Below are 17,486 nucleotides of genomic sequence, written 5' to 3' on the forward strand. Positions count from 1 at the left end.
CGCTGAAGTCAGAGCGCCTAGGATAGCGGACGGTAGCGGCACCGCGTTATCGTTCTTCGCGGGCAAGCCACGCTCCCACAGGACCGCGTCGCTCACAATATTGGTGAACAACGCAGTCCTGTGGGAGTGAGCCTGCTCGCGATGAGGCCAGATCAGACAACCCAAAACCTCACTGCCCCACCGCCACATTTGTAGGCGCCTGCGAAGGCGTCACAATGTTCTTCAGATCAATATGCTTCCACTCAGGCTTCGCCCCCAGCCGCGCATTGAATCGATAGTTGAACGTAAACTCGTCCGCCGTCGGCACGCTCAATGGCTTGCCATACACCGACTCGATCCCCGCCAGGTCATACCCCATCAACTGCAGCAGCGTCGGGAAGATGTTGTAGTGACTCGATCGGTCCTTGTTCCCGGCCAGCGCCTTCTGCCAATCCAGTGTGCGCAACTGATCCCCTTGAATCACCACCAGCGGCACCAGGCCCTCCTCCTGCACCGGATCACCGCCACAGTGCAAATTCAACCCGGGATTGCCCCGTTCATGCAGGTCCTGCCCATGGTCCGAGGTGTAGATCAGCAGCGCATTGCTCATGTCCGCCTGGGCAAACACCCGTGAGAAAAACTCCCCGACGTTCCACAGCAACGTGTTCTTGTAGGCATTGCGATAGAGCACCCAGTCATCCGGCTGACCGTTGAAACCATCGCGCTTTCCGGTGTCCGCGATCTCGACAAACTGGCCCCGAGGCAAGGTCGGACGATAGGCCATGAACGCATCCGGGTATTTGTCGTGCACCGGGAAATGCGCGCCCACCTTGTTGATCACCACCAGCTCAGGCTTGCCGTCGTTGAGCAGCTCGATCAGCTTCGCCGCAGCCGCCATGTCGCGGTCGCGCACGCTGGTCTGATCGAATTGCACAAATTCGTCGATGTCCTTTTTCTCGGCTTCGTTCATCAGGTTCTGCAAGTTGCCAGCCGTACGCTGGGCATCGATGTAGACGGTGCGCAGGCCGGCCTTCTTCGCGTACTGCCAGATCGACGGCATCGTGCTGTTGATGCGCATGTAGTCGGCGCGGGTGCCGCCGTAGCGCAGGGTGATGTTGGTGTCGGCGCTGCAATTGGCAATGGACGCGGCGTAACCGTAGTTGAAGATCGCGACGCCCGGGCGCGGTTCCTTGAGGTTGCTGTGCACGCCAAACGGCGCGTTGATGTCCAGGTAATTGCCGGAAATGCTTTCGTCGATGATCAGCACGATGTCGTGCCCCGGCGATGAATCGTTGCGCGCCAGCTTCACCGGCTCGCGCGGGCCGACCGTGTTGTGCAGGGCTTCATAGGTGAACAGATTCAAATAGGCCAGCGGCGTGTACATGATCGGCAGGCCACGGGCGCCCTCGCCCGCTCGCACGAACAACACCGCACTGAGCAGCAGCACCCCAAGCACCGGCGCCGCCACCAGCAACGCGCCGGGCAGCGGCATGCGCCGACGCGGTTTGAGCCCGATGCCGAACAGCAGCAGCAAGCCGCCGAGCACCCCACTGATGATCGCGTCGCGATACTGGTACGCCGCCTCCTGGATAAATCCGCCGGAGTACACCATCGACACAAAGCTGCTGTAGGTCAGGTAATCGGCCGTGACGCGCGTATAGACATCGAAAAACACCGCCGAGAAAAACATCGCCAGGGCAAACACATGACGGATCAACGTCTGGCGGATGTACGCGGTCATGAAAAGCGCCACGGTCAGCGCGATAAACATCCCGCCAAACAGCAGCACCGGGAAACCGATCCCCATTGCGCTCAGGCGTTCCAGGTAATAGTCGTAGTTCTTAACTAAATAGAGAACTAAGAGCAGTTCTTTGAGGTATCGAATCATAGTATTTCCGATGCTCGCGGCCGTTCGTTGGCCAATAGATTGTCGGCCATTTTTTGACACTAGCACCGGGCCATCAAAGCGCAAGAAATGTCGGGTTTTTACACAAAGCGTCAAAAAAACGTTGACTCAAATCTGACACACCCGACCGGCTGTAACCCCCGTGTTTCAAGCCCTACGACCGTTTATCGTTTTCTTCCAAATGTAAAAAACCCGTCAAAACCGCGGCAAATCCAGCAGCGGCAAGCACTTGATGGCAAAACGCCCCAAAAATGGGCCTGTTATAGCCACTTAACATGTCATTTTGCTGACACGTTTTCCCAACGCTGGGCTATACCCCTTTTGACAGTCTTATTTAAGTTCTTTCAACCGTCTTACGAGGCACGCCAATATGGACGTGAGCGTATTTGGTACGGGCTACGTCGGCCTGATACAAGCAGCGGCACTGGCCGATGTCGGACATCGTGTCTTATGTGTCGACATCGATCCTAACAAGATCAAGCAACTGCAACAGGCCGTCCCGCCAATCAGCGAACCGGGGTTATCCGGCACGCTGGAAGAAAACATCAAGGCCGGTCGTCTGCTGTTCACGACCCAGGCCAGCGATGCAGTCGAACACGCCGAGCTGATTTTCATCGCCGTCGGCACGCCCGCCGATGAAGACGGTTCCGCCGACCTCAGCCACGTGCTGAATGTGGCTCGCCAGATCGCCAGTTACATGGAGGCCGATCGCACCCTGATCATCAAGTCCACCGTGCCGGTCGGCACCGCGGACCAGGTGGCCGCCACCGCCAACGAAGAACTGCTTCGTCGTGGCAAGAGCGCCCTCAATGTGCGGGTAGTGTCCAATCCCGAGTTTCTCAAGGAAGGCAGCGCACTCGCCGACTGCATGCGCCCGGACCGGATCATCGTCGGCACCGACGACGAGGAAGCCCGCGGCCAACTGAGCGAGCTCTACGCACCGTTCTGCCGCAACCATGAAAAACTCATGTTCATGGACAACCGCAGCGCCGAGCTGACCAAGTACGCGGCCAATGCGATGCTCGCCACGCGCATCAGTTTCATGAACGAACTGGCCAACCTCACCGAACTGCTGGGAGCCGACATCGAAGCGGTGCGCAAAGGCATCGGTTCGGACCCGCGCATCGGTTACCACTTCATCTACCCGGGTTGCGGTTTTGGTGGCTCGTGCTTTCCCAAGGATCTGCGCGCCCTGTTGCACACCGCCGAACACAACGGCATGCCGTTGCGTCTGCTGCGCAGCGTCACTGACGTCAACGACAGCCAGCGCCACATCCTCTTCAGCAAACTGAAATCGCAGTTCCCCGAAGGCCTGGCCGGCAAATCCATCGCGATCTGGGGCCTGGCATTCAAGCCCAACACCGATGACATGCGCGAAGCCCCCAGCCGTTACCTGATGGAAGCGCTGTGGGCCGAAGGCGCGAGCGTGCAGGCCTATGACCCGGAAGCCATGTCCGAATGCCGGCGCATCTACGGCTACCGCAATAACCTGCACCTTTGCGCCACCCGCGACGACACCCTGGAAGATGCCGACGCCTTGGTGATCTGCACCGAGTGGAAGAACTTCCGCGTGGTCGACTTTGACTTGCTGGCGAGCAAACTGCGTTCGCGGGTGATCGTCGACGGTCGCAACCTCTACAACCCGGAACAGGTCGCGGCAGCAGGTTTGCACTACAGCGGCATCGGCCTGCGGCATATCGTTCCCGAGGCGCCGCGGCCATGAAGATTCTCGTCACCGGAGCAGCCGGTTTCATTGGAGCCCATTGCGTGTTGCGGCTGATCCGTGACGGGCACGATGTGTGCGGGCTGGACAACTTCAACGATTACTACGACCCGCAACTCAAACACGATCGCGTGGATTGGGTGCAGGAGCAGGTTGGCGCTTTCCAGCTCGCAACGGTTGACTTGGCTGATGGTCCGGCCATCGAGGCCTTGTTTGTCCGTGAACAACCCGAGGTGGTGATTCACCTCGCGGCCCAGGCCGGGGTGCGTTACTCCCTGGAAAACCCTCGGGCTTACCTCGACAGCAATTTGAGCGGGTTCCTCAACATCCTCGAAAGCTGCCGCAACCACCCGGTCAAACACCTGATCTACGCCTCGTCCAGTTCGGTGTACGGCGCCAACCAGCACACACCTTATTCGGTGAAGGATGGCGTCAACCATCCGCTGTCGCTGTATGCCGCGACCAAGAAAGCCAACGAGCTGATGGCCCACAGCTACAGCCACTTGTTCGGCATTCCCTGCACCGGTCTGCGCTTTTTCACCGTGTACGGGCCTTGGGGTCGGCCGGACATGTCGCCGATCCAGTTCGCCCGGGCTATTGCCGAAGGGCAGCCGCTGAAGTTGTTCAACTACGGCGAGCACCAGCGCGACTTCACGTACATCGACGACATCATCGAAAGCATCGCGCGCCTGATCGAGCGTCCACCGCACGCCAACGCCGAATGGGACCGTGAACAGCCGGACCCGGCCAGCAGCATGGCGCCGTGGCGGATCTTCAACATCGGCGGCCAACACCCGGTGGAGCTCAAGGATTACCTGGCACTACTGGAAAAACACCTTGGACAAAAAGCCCTCGTCGAGTTGCTGCCGCTGCAGCCGGGCGACGTGCTCAACACCTGCGCCGATGCCAGTGACCTGGCTCGGGCAACCGGATTTCAGCCTTGTATCGAGCTGGATGAGGGACTCGGGCGCTTCATCGCCTGGTTCCGTGATTACTACCCACTGCCTATCGCCCACGCGCCGCTAGCGGCTGAACTTCAGCGGAGGATTCTATGACTGGACATGAAAAAACGGTGCCCCTGCAACAGATGCGCCGAGACAAGCGCCTCGACCCGGAGCACCGAATGCGCCTTGATACCGCGATCCATATGCAGGGTCGTGGCTGGATGACCGGCCGTGACGGTGGTCGGCCATGGACGCTGTCACGCACCAACCGCGTGGTCGCCTGCTTAGGTGCGCTGGTGATCCTGCTGCTGATCTCGCCCATCCTGCTGGGCCTGGCACTGGCAATCAAACTCAGCAGCCCGGGACCGGTGATGTTCGTGCAAAAACGCACGGGCTACCGCGGTCGCAAGTTTGGCATGTACAAGTTCCGCACCATGGTGGCCAACGCCGAGGAGCTCAAGGAGTCCCTGCGTCACCTGAACAAGCATGGCGCGGACGCGATTGATTTCAAGATCGACAAGGACCCGCGCATCACCGGCATCGGCGGTTTCCTGCGGCGCAGCAGCCTGGATGAGCTGCCGAACCTGTTCAATGTGGTGATGGGCGACATGCGCCTGGTGGGCCCGCGCCCAACCTCGTTCAACGCCTACCGCTACAAGGACAACCACCTTGCACGCCTGAGCATCTACCCCGGCATGACCGGCCTGTGGCAGATCTCCGGGCGCAGCAATATCGACTTCGACCAGCGCGTTGAGTTGGACCTCAGCTATATCGCCGAGCAGAGCCTGTTGCTTGATCTGAAGATCCTGTTGAAAACCCCCTTCAAAGTGTTCAGCGGCCACGGAGCGAGTTAAATGGACGGTTCATCAGCCAAAAGCCTAAGCATTGCCAACCCGAGCGAGTCCAACCTGACTTCGACCGTGCTCGATCAAGATCTGCGGATCCTATTCCTGACCGCCGCCAACCCCGGCGCAGGTACCACCACCAGTGCCCTGGCTCTTGCCAGCCAGCTGGCGCAAATGAGCAGCGGCGAGGTGCTGCTGGTCGATGCCAGCCAGTCCTCGACCAACCTCACGCAGCAGATGGGGCTGACCAAGGAGCGCGGTTTTCGCGACCTGCTGTTCAACACCCAGAGCCCGCCGCTGTTGCAGGACTGCGTGGTGAACGTGTCCAGCCTGCCCTTCCACATCCTGCCTAACGGCCGGTATGTGCGCGGCACTGAGCACCTGACACCCGAACGCCTGGGCCCGCTGCTCGATCAGCTCGGCAGTCAGTATCGCTTCGTGGTGATCGATGGCGACGCGGTGTACTCGGCGTCCGACACCATGATCATCAGCACCCAGGTGGACGGCGTGATCATGGTCGTGCGCTCCGAGGACACGCGCTGGGAAGTGGCGCAGGCGGCGGTTCAGCGCCTGACCCAGGCCGGCGCGAAACTGGTCGGCAGCGTGTTCAACCGACGCAAGTACTACATGCCGAAGTGGCTTTACAAAAACCTGTGAGCAATCAGAAAAGGATGACGACATGAACGCCAAGATGCTTGTCCTGCTGTTGCTGCCGCTTGCAGGTTGCACCAGCACTTCCGAAACCCAGCACATGCCGGTGAATATCCTCACGGCCTCACCGGCCAATGCCCAGGCCACCGACATGCCCAAGGTCGAACAGACCTTGCGGCCACAGGATGTGCTGGACGTGATCTTCCACATCAGCACCAGCGGCTCGGACGCCTACCGCATCCAGTCCGGTGACCAGATCGGCCTGAACTTCACCGCCGCCAGCCAGCTCAATGGCAATCAACTGGTGCTGCCCGATGGCACCATTGAACTGCCGGGCGCCAACACCTCGGTGAAAATCGCCGGGCTGACGTCCGAACAAGCGCGTGAGGAAATCCAGCGGGCCTACCAGCGCAAACAGCTGTTCCAGCCTAACCGCAACCAGCTGTCCGTGCAGGTCATCAGCCCGCTGAGCAACGAGGCGAACCTCAAAAGTGCCCTGAACCACCCTGCGACCGGCATGAGCCGGGAGATCACCGTGGGCACCGACGGCTACGCCAGCTTCCCGGAAATCGGCGCCGTGCCGCTGCAAGGCATGACCGTCAATCAACTGGAAACCTTCCTCAACCAACGCTACGCGAAGCTGCCGGGACGGATGACCGTCGATGTGCTGCTGAAGTCTACGGCGGGTAACGAAATCTATGTGCTGGGCGAAGTGGGCCAACCGGGTTCCTACCCGATTCGCCGGCCAGTCTCGGTGCTTGAAGCGCTGACCCTGGCCCGTGGCAGCAATACCAAGGCACGGCTCGATTCGGTGATGATCATGCGCCGCAACGGTAATCAGGTGCAGGCCGTGCGCTACGACGTCGAAAAGGCATTGGCCGGCGATGCATCGCAGATCGCCTACCTGCAGCCGGACGACATGCTCTATGTGCCCAAGACCAAACTGGCCAGCGCCGGTGAGCTCGCGCGGCAACTGGCAGACGTGGTGTTGTTCCAGGGCGTGGGCTTCAGCTTCGGCTACCGCGTCGACAACAAAGACAGTGACAGCAACTAACTCTCAGGTGACCGACCATGAATCCAAAGGAAAACTACCTGCACGAGTTCTTCAGGATCTTTTTCGCCAACAAGCAGCTGGTGAAAAGAGTCTTCCTGATCTTTGCAGTGATCGCCCTGGTCTTGCCGCTGATGCTCAAACAGAGCTTCGATATCACCGCCCAGGTGATCGTGCAGTCCAAAAAACTCTCACAGGGAGACGCCACCACATCCCTCAACCAGGAGAACGCCTCGTTCATTCCACCGTCCCTGGCGGACATGGAAACCGAGAGCAATATCCTGCGTTCGCCAGCCTTGATCCGGCAGACCATCAGCGAGTTGCGCGACAAGGGTGAGTACACGCCCACCCCTGGCGTCTTCAACAAACTGGTGACCCAGCCGTTCAAGCAGTACGTGACCACACCGCTGCGCGAATACGTGATCAACCCGATGAAAGACGCCTTGGGCCTGGAAACTGATCCGGTGCGTGACACGGCGCTGGATGCACTGACTCAAGAGGCGATGGACAGTCTGAAAATCGAGACGCTGCCAGGCTCCAACGTGATCTCCATCATCTATAGCTTCGACAATCCGGCCCAGGGCACCAAGTTTGTTGCTGCCTTGCTGCAGAACTACTTGACCAGCCGCCAGGACCTGCAATCGATCGACTTGCCACAGTCGTTCTACGAAACCAAGAAGAAGCAGTACCAGGTGCGTCTCGATGGCCTGGAAGGCACTCGGCTGGGCTTACTTGAAGCGGTCGGCTCGTCCGATCCGAAGGAAGAAATCACCTTCCGCCTCAATGCAATCAACACCGAAGAGCAAGCGCTCAACCTGTACCGCGATCGCCTGCTGCAAAGCCAACGCTGGCTCGAATACCTGAAAACCAGCCTGGCCGCGGCGAGCAATTCGAAACTCAACGATTACACCTTCCCCTACACCTTCACCACCACCGTGGACAACGTGGCGTTCGAGGATCGTGAGATCAAACAGATGGGTGAAGCCCTGACCACGCAGGTCAGCCGCTACATGAACGACCTGGCGATCTTCCAGCCCGGCAGCGAACCGATGCTGTTGACCCGCGAGCAAATCGCCCGCACCCGCCAGCAGTTTCTGAAAGTGGTCAGCAACCGGATTCAGGAGCGCAACACTGACCTGGCGATTGTCAGCTCGGTGATCGACCAGAAAACCAAGCGCATTGCCGAGTTCAAGGAGCGCATCCACCAGTTGCAGGAAACCCAGAGCAAGCTGCGGCAGATGGACACCGAGATCAACGCGTTGCACGCGGCGTTCTCGACGTATGCCCAGCGCTTCGCCGAAAGCAGCAGCGCACGCTCGCTGGACAACGACCTGTCCAACGCTCGGGTGCTCAGCCCGCCGTATGAGCCTACCGAAGCGGCGTTCCCGAAACCGATGCTGATCATTCCGTTCGGCTTGTTCACCGGTCTCTTGCTGGCGATTGCCCTGGTCTACGTGCGTGAGTTCTTCGATCACCGTTTCAAACACCCAGCGCAAATCACCCACGAACTGGGCTTGCCGGTGCTGTTGGTGATCAACGATCAGAACGCGGATCCGACCAATCCACACAGCAACTGGTCCGTGCCTGGGCTCGTGCATTGGGTGCGCAATTGAACGCGCCGCTCATCCCTTCCCTGCCGATCATTCATTTGCTCAGCAGCGGCGGCTTCTACGGGGCTGAGCGGATGCTGCTGGACCATTGCCTGGCGACGCCGGGGCAGCACCAGGTGCTGTTTCTCGATGCGCCGCCAGACTTGATCGCGCGGTTTCGCCAGGCGGGGGTCGACTGCCGGGGTTGCGCGGGGCTGGGGGAACTGCTGGCGCATTTGCGCCAGCGCCGGGCAGAACGGCCGTTGATCAATACGCACAATTTCAAGGGCCTGTTGTTTGGCTGGGTGGGCGCAACGCTGTTGCGCCTGCCGCTGGTGATTACGCAGCACGGTTTCACACCGCGCAGTCGCAAGCAGAAGTTCTACACCTGGCTGAGCCTGCAACTGTGCCGCACTGCGTCGGTGAATCGCGTGGTTTGCGTCGCAGAAAGCATCGCCGTGCTGTGCCGCCAGGCCAGCGTCAGGGCGGAAAAGCTGCAAGTAATTCCCAATGGTTTACCGGCGGCTCCCGGACTGCCACCGCACAACGTGGGCCGCCAGCGTTGGCTGGCGGGTTATGTCGGGCGGCTGAGCAGTGAAAAAGGCCCCGACTTTTTTCTCGATGCGCTGATTCCACTCTGCCGGCAACACCCGCAACTGGACGCCGTGATGCTCGGCGACGGCCCGGAACGGGAGACGCTGCTGGCGCGCATCAACGAAGCGGGTTTGCAGGACCGCATCACCCTGCCCGGTTATCAGACCGACATGAGTGTGTGGTGGCGACAACTCGATGCGCTGGTGATCAGCTCGCGCACCGAAGGCACGCCGATGATTCTGCTCGAAGCGATGCAAGCCGGCGTGCCGGTGGTGGCGTTCGGTGTCGGCGGGATTCCCGATGTGCTGCAAGACCGACACAACGGCCTGCTGGCGACACCCGCCGACAGCGCCGCCCTCGCCCGCCAGATCGGTTCGTTGCTGACTGAACCGACCATGGCTCGCGAGCTGATCGACAACGCAAAACGTACGCAATTGGACCGTTACGACCTCAAGGCCCTGGCCGAACGCTGGTCGCAACTTTATCTCCGTACTGCACGGGAGGCACGCGCGTGATCTTTCCGCTCTCGATCGTCAGTTTGTTCGGCCTGGTCTGCCTTGGATTGCTGGCCAGCCCTTATCCGTTTCTGGCGCCGGGGGCGGTGCTGGGCCTGGTCGGTGTCGCGCTGCTTTACCGAAAACCCACGTGGGGTTTGCTCGGGATCGCGGCGCTGGTGCCGTTCGAAGGTTTCTTCAAGGACAACTCGCTGTCGGGCACCAAGTTCCTCGGCGCCTCACTGGCCGTGATCCTGATGCTGCAACTGGCCATCCACCAGATTCCCTCCGATCGCCTGCGCAGCAACATCTGGCGCTACCTGATCTGGTTCATGGTCTTGTACCTGCTGAGCACGATCAACACCGACAACATGGGCATGTCCATGAGCCATCTGCGGGAGCTGAGTGTCGGCCTGGTGCTGTTTGTGATCACCCTGCTGATCGGCCGCGAGCTGAACATGGACCTGTTCGCCAAAATGGTCACCCTCAGTGTCACCGCGACCTGCGTGCTGGCGATATTCTCCAGCAAATATCAGGATCAGGGTCGTGCTGCCGGCCTGCTGGAAGACCCGAACGCCTTTGCCATGCTGATCGCCTTCGCCGTGCCGCTCGGCTTGCTGTTGGTGGTGCGCAGCCCGCACTTCCTGCATCGGTTGTTCTGGGTCGCTTGCTGCATATTGCTGCTGGGCGGCATGACCAAGACCGAATCACGTTCGGGCCTGGTGGTGCTGTTCCTCAGTCTGATGATCGGCGTCTGGCACTACCGCGCCGAGCTCAAACGCATCCGTCCACGGCATCTGGGGTTTGCCATGCTGGGCCTGGTGATCGTGATTCCGCTGGCCCTTTATGCGATGCCGAAGGGGTACATCGAGCGCATTCAGTCCTTGAGCATCTTGAGCGCTGGCGCCAAGAGCCAGGACCAATCTCTCGGCCGTCGCGCCTCGTACATCGTGGTCGGTAGCGAGATGATCCGCGAGAACCCGTTGCTGGGCACCGGCCCCGGGACGTTCCCGCTGCACTACGCCACCACCGGTTACGCCAAGGCGTTTTCGGCCAACCGCAAAATCGGTGACCTGTACCGCCGCGCCCACAACACCTACCTGGAAATCTTCAGTGAGCTGGGGATTCCCGCCGGCCTGTTGTTCGTCGGCATGCTTGGCCTCGGCTTTTACAACCTGGTCCGCGCACGTCGTGCATGGATACAGCGAAGCAACCGCGAGCAAGCGGATCTGCTGACGCACCTGAGCATGAGTTTTCTGGCGCTTGCCCTGTTTCTGATGTTCCTCAGCGCACCTAACCAGAAGTACGTGTGGATCATGCTCGCCCTGACCAGCGTGCTGCGTTTGAAAGCCGAACAAAGCCCACTCGTGGAGGCCAAGGCATGAGCCGCATCAGCATTGTCATCCCGATGTACAACGAAGCCCATCACATCGCCCGGACCCTGCTGGCTGCGCAACGCGCCGCCATCGCCGCCGGGTTGGAATGCGAGCTGATCGTCGCCGACAACGGCTCCGAGGATCAGGGCCCGCACATTGCCCGACAATTGGGCGCGCAGGTGCTGGTACTGCCAGGTTTGCTGATCGGCGCCCTGCGCAATCGCGGCGCCGCGGTCGCCACCGGCGAATGGCTGGCCTTCATCGATGCCGATGTCGAGATGCCTGAGGACTGGCTCACGCTGTTGTTGAAAATCGAACCCGCCGTTCAGGTCGACGTCCTCGGGCTGGACATGCACACCCCGGCCCAAGCGCCGTGGTATGCCGACGCCTGGCAACGCCGTACGCTGCGTCCGAACGATGAGACAGTGCAAACGGTGCGCTGGCTGCCCAGCTCCAACCTCTTGATGCGCCGCCACTGGTTCGACAAGGTCGGTGGCTTTGATGAAAACCTGCGTACCGGCGAGGACAAGGATTTCACCATGCGCCTGTCCCACTCGGGCGCCCGCCTGCTGTCAGTCAACCAGACCGTCGCGCTGCATTGGGGGTATGAGTGCAGCTGGCGTGAATGGTTGGGCAAGGAATTCTGGCGTCAGGGCAGCCATCTGCAGCTATTGCGCAGCCACGGGATGAGCATTCGTCTGCTGCGTTTCCCGATGCTCTCGCTCGCCGCCTGGGTTCTGGATTTCCTCGCAATCACCGCCCTGCTCGACGGGTTCCCCCACGTGGCGTTGTTCATGTTGTTCGTCACCAGTTTGCCGGCGCTTTTCCTCAGCCTGCGCCAGACACTCAAACACCGCGATCTGCTTTTGACCCTGCAACTCTGGGGCCTGCACTGGTTGCGTCTGCACCTTGCTGGCGCCGCGTTCATCCTCAGTCTGTGTCATTGGAAAGCCAGGAGGCCTGCCCGTGGCTGAATTCATTTTCTGGTTGTGCCTGTTGTTGCCGGTCTACGCCTACCTGGGTTATCCGCTGCTGCTGACAATGCTGGCGCCGTTGTTTGCAGCGCGCAGCCATGCGGCGCCGGAACCGATGAACATCAGCATCGTGATTGCCGCTCACAACGAAGCGCGGCACATCGAACACAAGCTGCGCACCTTGCTCGCCCAGGATTATCAGCCGGCCTCGCTGCAGATCATTCTGGCCAGCGACGGTTCGACCGATGACACCGTCGCCTGTGCACGCAAAGTCATCGACCCGCGCATCACTATTCTCGACCTGCCCCGCCAGGGGAAGGCCGCGACCCTGAATGCCGGCGTTGCGTTGAGCACCTGCGATATTTTGGTGTTCACCGATGCCGACAACCAATGGTCCCGCGACACCCTCGGGCACTTGCTGGCGCCGCTGTGCGATCCGCAAGTCGGCGCCTGCGCCGGGCATATGGTGATCCCTGTCACCGGCGGTGGCCTGAGCATCGGCGACAGCCTCTATCGGCATTACGAAGGCTGGCTGCGCCGTGTGGAAAACCGCACTGGCTGCATGGTCTCCGCCGACGGCGCCCTGCTCGCCCTGCGCCGCGAGTTGTTCCAGGACGTGCCGGCCGAGGTCAACGATGACTTCTTCATCAGCACCTGTGCGCCAGTGGCGTTCAAACGCATTGTCTATGTGCCTGAAGCGCAGGTGATCGACCACGGCGTCGATGAAGCGGACAAACAATTCCGCCGCCGTCAGCGGGTCACTGTCGGGGGGCTGCAAAGCCTGGCCCAGCGCAGCGAGCTGCTCAACCCGCTGAAGCATGGCCTGTATTCGATTGCCTTGATCAGCCACAAGTTGATCCGCCGACTGGCGCCGATCCTGTTGCTGCCGCTGCTGCTGAGCAATTTCTGGCTGTGGGAAGAACACGGTTTCTATCGCCTGAGCCTGGTCGCGCAGCTGCTCGGTTACGCCGTGGCCATTGCCGGCCTGCTGGATTCGCAACACCGGTTGCCCAAACCCTTTCGCCTCGCCGCGTTCCTTCTGGTGACCCTGGTCGGGATGAGTATCGGTCTGTGGCAGTTCCTGCGGGGGCAGCGGTACGCCCAGTGGAACCCTGAGCAAAACCGTTGAAAGGACTGAGCCATGGCAATCAAACAACTATTAAAACGTACCAGTGGCTGGCTTTATCTCAACTCGCCGGTGGGCCGCAATCAACTGCAAGGCGCCGGTGTGATCCTGATGCTGCACCGGGTGCTGGCCAGCGACCACGCCGCCGAACTCCCCCACCGCAATGAGCTGTGTGTCGGGCCGAAGGCGTTCGAACACTTGCTGGTGTGGCTGAAAAAACACTTCGACTGCGTTTCGTTGATGGACATCTTGCAACCGGGCAAGGTGAGGTCGGATCGCCCGAAAATCACCCTGACCTTCGACGACGGCTGGCGCGACAATGCGCTGAATGCCTTCCCGCTGCTGCAAAAATACCAGGTGCCGGCGAGCATTTTTCTCTCCACCGATTTCATTGGTAGTCGTCAGCGGTTCTGGTGGGAAAGCATCGGCGAAACCCTTTGGGGCAGCTACGGTGAACGCGCCCGGATGCAATTGATCGACTGCCTGAAAGAGCTCGGTCGGCCATTACCGGTGCCCTTCGATGAACTGGACATGGAGCGTCGCAGCCTGGCCCTGCTGCACTTTCTGCAAAGTTTGAAAACCCTCAGCCCTGCTGACCTGAATCGCCTCACCGATGAGTGCCCGGACGAGTCATTGCCCCAGGCGCTGGACTGGCATCAGGTGCGCATGCTGGAAGCCTCGGGACTGGTGCGGTTCGGCCCGCACGGTGCCAGCCATTCGATTCTCACCGGCCTCGACGATCAGCGTTTGCATGAAGAACTGAGCCGTAGCCGCGATGCCTTGCACAATGGCTGCAACCGGCCGCTGCCGGTCTATTGCTACCCCAACGGCGACAACGATGCGCGGGTGCGCGAACACGTGGCCGACCACGACTTCCCGTTTGCCCTGGGCACGGGCACCGGGATTTATCGGGGCAGCGACGATCCCTTGAACCTGCCACGCTTCGGCGTCAGTCAACGGGTGGCGCGTAATCCGCAGCTGCTTTCGTGGCGCCTGTACCGCGGGGCACGCGCATGAGCCGCAGCCATTACCTCAAGCATCTGGCCCTGAGCATGGGCACCAAACTGGCAATGATCGGTTTGCGGCTGATGCGCAACGTGTTGCTCGCACGGATCCTCGGGCCAAGCGAACGGGGCTTGTTTGCCCTGCTCAGCACCCTGCCCGATCTGATCAGCGCCGCCACCAGCGGCGGGCTGAATTCGGCGGTGGGTTTTCAGGCGGCCAAGCAACGGCCCATGGGGTTGCTGCTGAGTCAGGTGCTGGTGTTCGGTTGTTTGCTGGCAGGTCTCTTGACCTTGCTGGTGGTCGCTCTGGTGCGCGAGTTCGGCAGTGAACTCGACATCACCACGCAACTGGGCCTGCTCGCGTGGCTGTTGCTGCTGGCGGTGCCGTTGACCGTGCTCAAGAGCGGACTGCTGACGTTGCATAACGCGTCGGGCGGCGTGGTGGCCTTCAACGCGTTGCGCCTGGTGGAATCCCTGGCGCCGCTGCTGCTGTTTCTCGCCTTGTTCTGGATGTGGAAAGACTCGGCGCTGGAAGCGGCGCTGATCAGTTGGCTGGCAGGCATCAGCCTGGTGGTGCTGGCGGGCTGGTTCTGGCTCAAACGCGCTCAGCCCTTGAAATTGCAATGGGACCGCGCCAGTCAGAATGAGCTGCTGCGCTACAGCGCCCGCAGCCATCCGGACCTGCTGTTCCAGCAAGTGATCCTGCGCTCCGATTACCTGTTCATCGGCGCCCTACTCGGCAGTACCGCGCTCGGTCATTACGCCATGGCCAGCGCCGCCGCCGAATTGCTGCTGATCGTCCCGGAAGCGGTGACCACACCGCTGATGAAACGCCTGCTGCAACAGGAGGAAGGCATCGACAAAGTGACCCCATTGGCGTTGCGCCTGACCGCCACGGTGATGCTCGGCGCTTGCGTGACCATGGCCGTGATCGGCGAATGGCTGATCGTGACGCTGTTTGGCGTGGCCTATCAGCCGGCGTATCCGGCCTTGTTGGCGCTGCTGCCGGGCCTGCTCGGCCTGTGTTACGCGAGCATCCTGCGCCTGGACCTGCTGGGTAAAAACCGTCCTGGCACGATCTCGTTATTGATGGGCCTCGGCGCCCTGCTGAACCTGGCGCTGAACCTGGTGCTGATTCCGGCCTACGGGATTGTCGGCGCGGCGGCCGCGTCGTCCATCGCCTACGTCGCGGTGACCCTCGCGTTGCTGGTGATGTACTGCCGGTTGAGCGGCGTGCCGGTCTGGCAAACCCTGATCATCCTGCCCAGCGATGTAGCGCCGATGCTGCAGATGCTGCAACGGAAGTCGGCATGAAACGCCTGGCCCTGCTGTTGAGTCTGGGCCTCACGCTGAGCGCCCAGGCGGCGCCCATGCGTTGGGCCGACATTCGCGACGGCAGCCTGTACCTGCAACCGAATCGCCCCGACACCCTGACCATTCGCTGGGCACCGGCGTGGCAGGCGGATGCCAACGAAGAACGCCTGTACCTGCTTGATGGCCAGGGCAAATTGCGGGGCGAGCGACTGATCGCCGCCAGTGAATCACGCGGCAGTCAGAGCTGGCCGTTGACGCCGAGTGCGTCCAGCTATCAACTGGAAATTCCGGGCTACAGCTTCCGTCGCTACCGGGTTGAACACGACGACAGCACGGTGGCGCTGTTCGCCCCGGCCAAGGTGCATTTCAGCGCCGAAACCCACAATGGTGATGAGCTGTATTTCAAGGTGGCGCCGGGCGAACACGCGGTGCTCGCCGGCAAGTTCCACGGCGGCGTCAGCGCCCTGCAAGCGCAACGCGTGGGCGACGGCAAACAAGTGGCGCTGACGCTGAAACCGTATCGAGGTTATTGGCAGTTCGACAAGGTCGAGTTGCCCGTCACCACCGAGCCACAAGTCTGGCGCCTTCACCTGCAAGGCAGCGGCAAAGTGGCGTTCTGGCTCGACGGCACCGCCAACCTCTTCGCCCAGAACCCGCAGCAGCTCAAGCCCCTGCGCGAGGACGATGGCCAGGTCCGGTTGACGTTGCACAACAAAATGCTGGGACCAACCCCGAACCTCGGCATCGCCCTGCCCTACGTCAAAGTGCCGGAATCGAGTTATGCAATGCTCGATGCACTCAAGCCACAGGCAGGGACTTATTACAGCTTCGTCGACATCACGGCGAAGAACCCGCAGTACGAAGATGATTTCCGGCGGCTGTATCAGGACCGCTTCGGCATCACCCAGGACATCACGCTGTTGGCCGGGAGCCAGCGCCAGGCGGACCTGCGCGCCGACACCCAGAGCAACGCCGGGCTCGACGCCTGGCTTGCATCGACCCGGGCCCTTGGCGGCAAAGGCACGCATTACATCGGTTTTGCCGACGAGCCGAACCTCAACTACCCGGACTACGCCCACTACCAAAGCATCTTCAACAGCATGGCCCGGCAGGTGCGCAGCAACCCTGCCAACGCCAAGGCCGGCGTGCGTATTGCCATGCCTGCCAGTTCACGGCTGGTCAACGGCCCGTTCGCCGACAACGCCGCCGACAAGCGCGGCATCGATTGGGCCAAGCGCTTGCTGGCCGAATCCGGCGACAACATCGATGCCCTGGCCTGGCACGAATGGATGATTCGCGACCTGCTGGCGACACGGGTCTACCGTGACAGCGTGCGCCGCGCCGCCGAGCTGGTCGGCCTCGACGCCCAGGGCCGGCCGCGCAAAGCCTTGCTGCTGGACCAGACCAACATGTCCAGCGGCTCCAGCCTCAGCCCTTACGATCAGGACACCCACTTCGCCTCGTTGTGGTGGGCGTCGGTCGTCATCAACTCGTCCCAGGACGGTTTGCTGGAGATGCTGAGCTGGTTCCAGGCCGCCGACGAACCGAACTACCCCAAAGGCATGTTGCGCGTGCTTGGCGACGATCGCTTCGAGCTCAAGCCCGTCGGCCTGGCCCACCAGTTCATCCGCCAGAACTGGCTGCACGACGTGATGCTCCTCGATAACGACGCCTTCGAAGTCGACGTGCTGGCCATGGCCGAGGACCAGAAGCGCAGCCTTTTGGGCGTCAATAAAGCCACGCGTGTGCAGCGTGTGGACCTGTCCGGAGTCCAGTGTCCGCTGGCCAACGGTTCATTACGCTACTTCGGCGCCGACAACCGAGCCCGCGACGCGCCATTCAACTGTCAGGACGGTCGCGTCAGCTTCGAGCTGCCAGGACGGACCCTGTTCAATCTCAGCTGGAGCGCCTCATGA

General features: G+C 61.1%; 14 protein-coding genes. 13 read left to right on the top strand and 1 reads right to left on the bottom strand.

Going from position 1 to position 17,486, the window contains the following annotated elements; translation table 11 throughout:
• Positions 1-169: 169 nt before the first annotated feature.
• Entirely contained in the window at positions 170-1,867 is a 1,698-nt protein-coding gene (locus DJ564_RS20665) for a sulfatase-like hydrolase/transferase (protein ID WP_109632879.1), read from the bottom strand.
• 388 nt (positions 1,868-2,255) lie between these two features.
• Between DJ564_RS20665 and DJ564_RS20670 the strand changes: the two genes are divergently transcribed.
• Genes DJ564_RS20670 through DJ564_RS20730 form a run of 13 tightly spaced genes read left to right on the top strand, consistent with a single transcriptional unit; the run spans position 2,256 to position 17,486 of the window.
• The gene (locus DJ564_RS20670) at positions 2,256-3,608 is read left to right on the top strand and encodes a UDP-glucose/GDP-mannose dehydrogenase family protein (RefSeq protein ID WP_109632881.1); all 1,353 of its coding nucleotides are present in this window, start codon (positions 2,256-2,258) and stop codon (positions 3,606-3,608) included.
• A complete protein-coding gene (locus DJ564_RS20675; RefSeq protein ID WP_109632883.1) occupies positions 3,605-4,663 on the top strand; it encodes an NAD-dependent epimerase in 1,059 nt (352 codons plus the stop codon). The genes DJ564_RS20670 and DJ564_RS20675 overlap by 4 nt, the downstream gene beginning before the upstream one ends.
• The gene (locus tag DJ564_RS20680) at positions 4,660-5,406 is read left to right on the top strand and encodes a sugar transferase (protein WP_109632885.1); all 747 of its coding nucleotides are present in this window, start codon (positions 4,660-4,662) and stop codon (positions 5,404-5,406) included. Before DJ564_RS20675 ends, DJ564_RS20680 begins: the two co-directional genes overlap by 4 nt.
• A complete protein-coding gene (locus tag DJ564_RS20685) occupies positions 5,407-6,054 on the top strand; it encodes a CpsD/CapB family tyrosine-protein kinase (protein ID WP_109632886.1) in 648 nt (215 codons plus the stop codon).
• Positions 6,055-6,076: 22 nt separating this feature from the next.
• Positions 6,077-7,102: a polysaccharide biosynthesis/export family protein gene (locus DJ564_RS20690; protein ID WP_109632888.1), complete on the top strand. Its 1,026-nt coding sequence runs from the start codon at positions 6,077-6,079 to the stop codon at positions 7,100-7,102.
• 17 nt (positions 7,103-7,119) lie between these two features.
• Positions 7,120-8,712 (top strand): Wzz/FepE/Etk N-terminal domain-containing protein, encoded by a 1,593-nt coding sequence (locus DJ564_RS20695; protein ID WP_109632890.1) that lies wholly within the window; start codon positions 7,120-7,122, stop codon positions 8,710-8,712.
• Positions 8,709-9,797 (top strand): glycosyltransferase family 4 protein, encoded by a 1,089-nt coding sequence (locus DJ564_RS20700; RefSeq protein ID WP_256597444.1) that lies wholly within the window; start codon positions 8,709-8,711, stop codon positions 9,795-9,797. The genes DJ564_RS20695 and DJ564_RS20700 overlap by 4 nt, the downstream gene beginning before the upstream one ends.
• Complete coding sequence (locus DJ564_RS20705; RefSeq protein WP_109632893.1) at positions 9,794-11,161, top strand: O-antigen ligase; 1,368 nt, start codon at positions 9,794-9,796, stop codon at positions 11,159-11,161. Before DJ564_RS20700 ends, DJ564_RS20705 begins: the two co-directional genes overlap by 4 nt.
• Entirely contained in the window at positions 11,158-12,126 is a 969-nt protein-coding gene (locus DJ564_RS20710; RefSeq protein ID WP_109632895.1) for a glycosyltransferase family 2 protein, read from the top strand. The genes DJ564_RS20705 and DJ564_RS20710 overlap by 4 nt, the downstream gene beginning before the upstream one ends.
• The gene (locus DJ564_RS20715; RefSeq protein ID WP_109632897.1) at positions 12,119-13,255 is read left to right on the top strand and encodes a glycosyltransferase family 2 protein; all 1,137 of its coding nucleotides are present in this window, start codon (positions 12,119-12,121) and stop codon (positions 13,253-13,255) included. The genes DJ564_RS20710 and DJ564_RS20715 overlap by 8 nt, the downstream gene beginning before the upstream one ends.
• Positions 13,256-13,267: 12 nt before the next feature.
• Complete coding sequence (locus DJ564_RS20720; protein WP_109632899.1) at positions 13,268-14,269, top strand: polysaccharide deacetylase family protein; 1,002 nt, start codon at positions 13,268-13,270, stop codon at positions 14,267-14,269.
• The gene (locus DJ564_RS20725) at positions 14,266-15,570 is read left to right on the top strand and encodes a lipopolysaccharide biosynthesis protein (protein WP_109632901.1); all 1,305 of its coding nucleotides are present in this window, start codon (positions 14,266-14,268) and stop codon (positions 15,568-15,570) included. The genes DJ564_RS20720 and DJ564_RS20725 overlap by 4 nt, the downstream gene beginning before the upstream one ends.
• The gene (locus tag DJ564_RS20730; RefSeq protein ID WP_109632903.1) at positions 15,567-17,486 is read left to right on the top strand and encodes a hypothetical protein; all 1,920 of its coding nucleotides are present in this window, start codon (positions 15,567-15,569) and stop codon (positions 17,484-17,486) included. The genes DJ564_RS20725 and DJ564_RS20730 overlap by 4 nt, the downstream gene beginning before the upstream one ends.

Origin of the sequence: Pseudomonas sp. 31-12, assembly GCF_003151075.1 — a bacterium.
In the GTDB taxonomy this organism is placed as follows: domain Bacteria; phylum Pseudomonadota; class Gammaproteobacteria; order Pseudomonadales; family Pseudomonadaceae; genus Aquipseudomonas.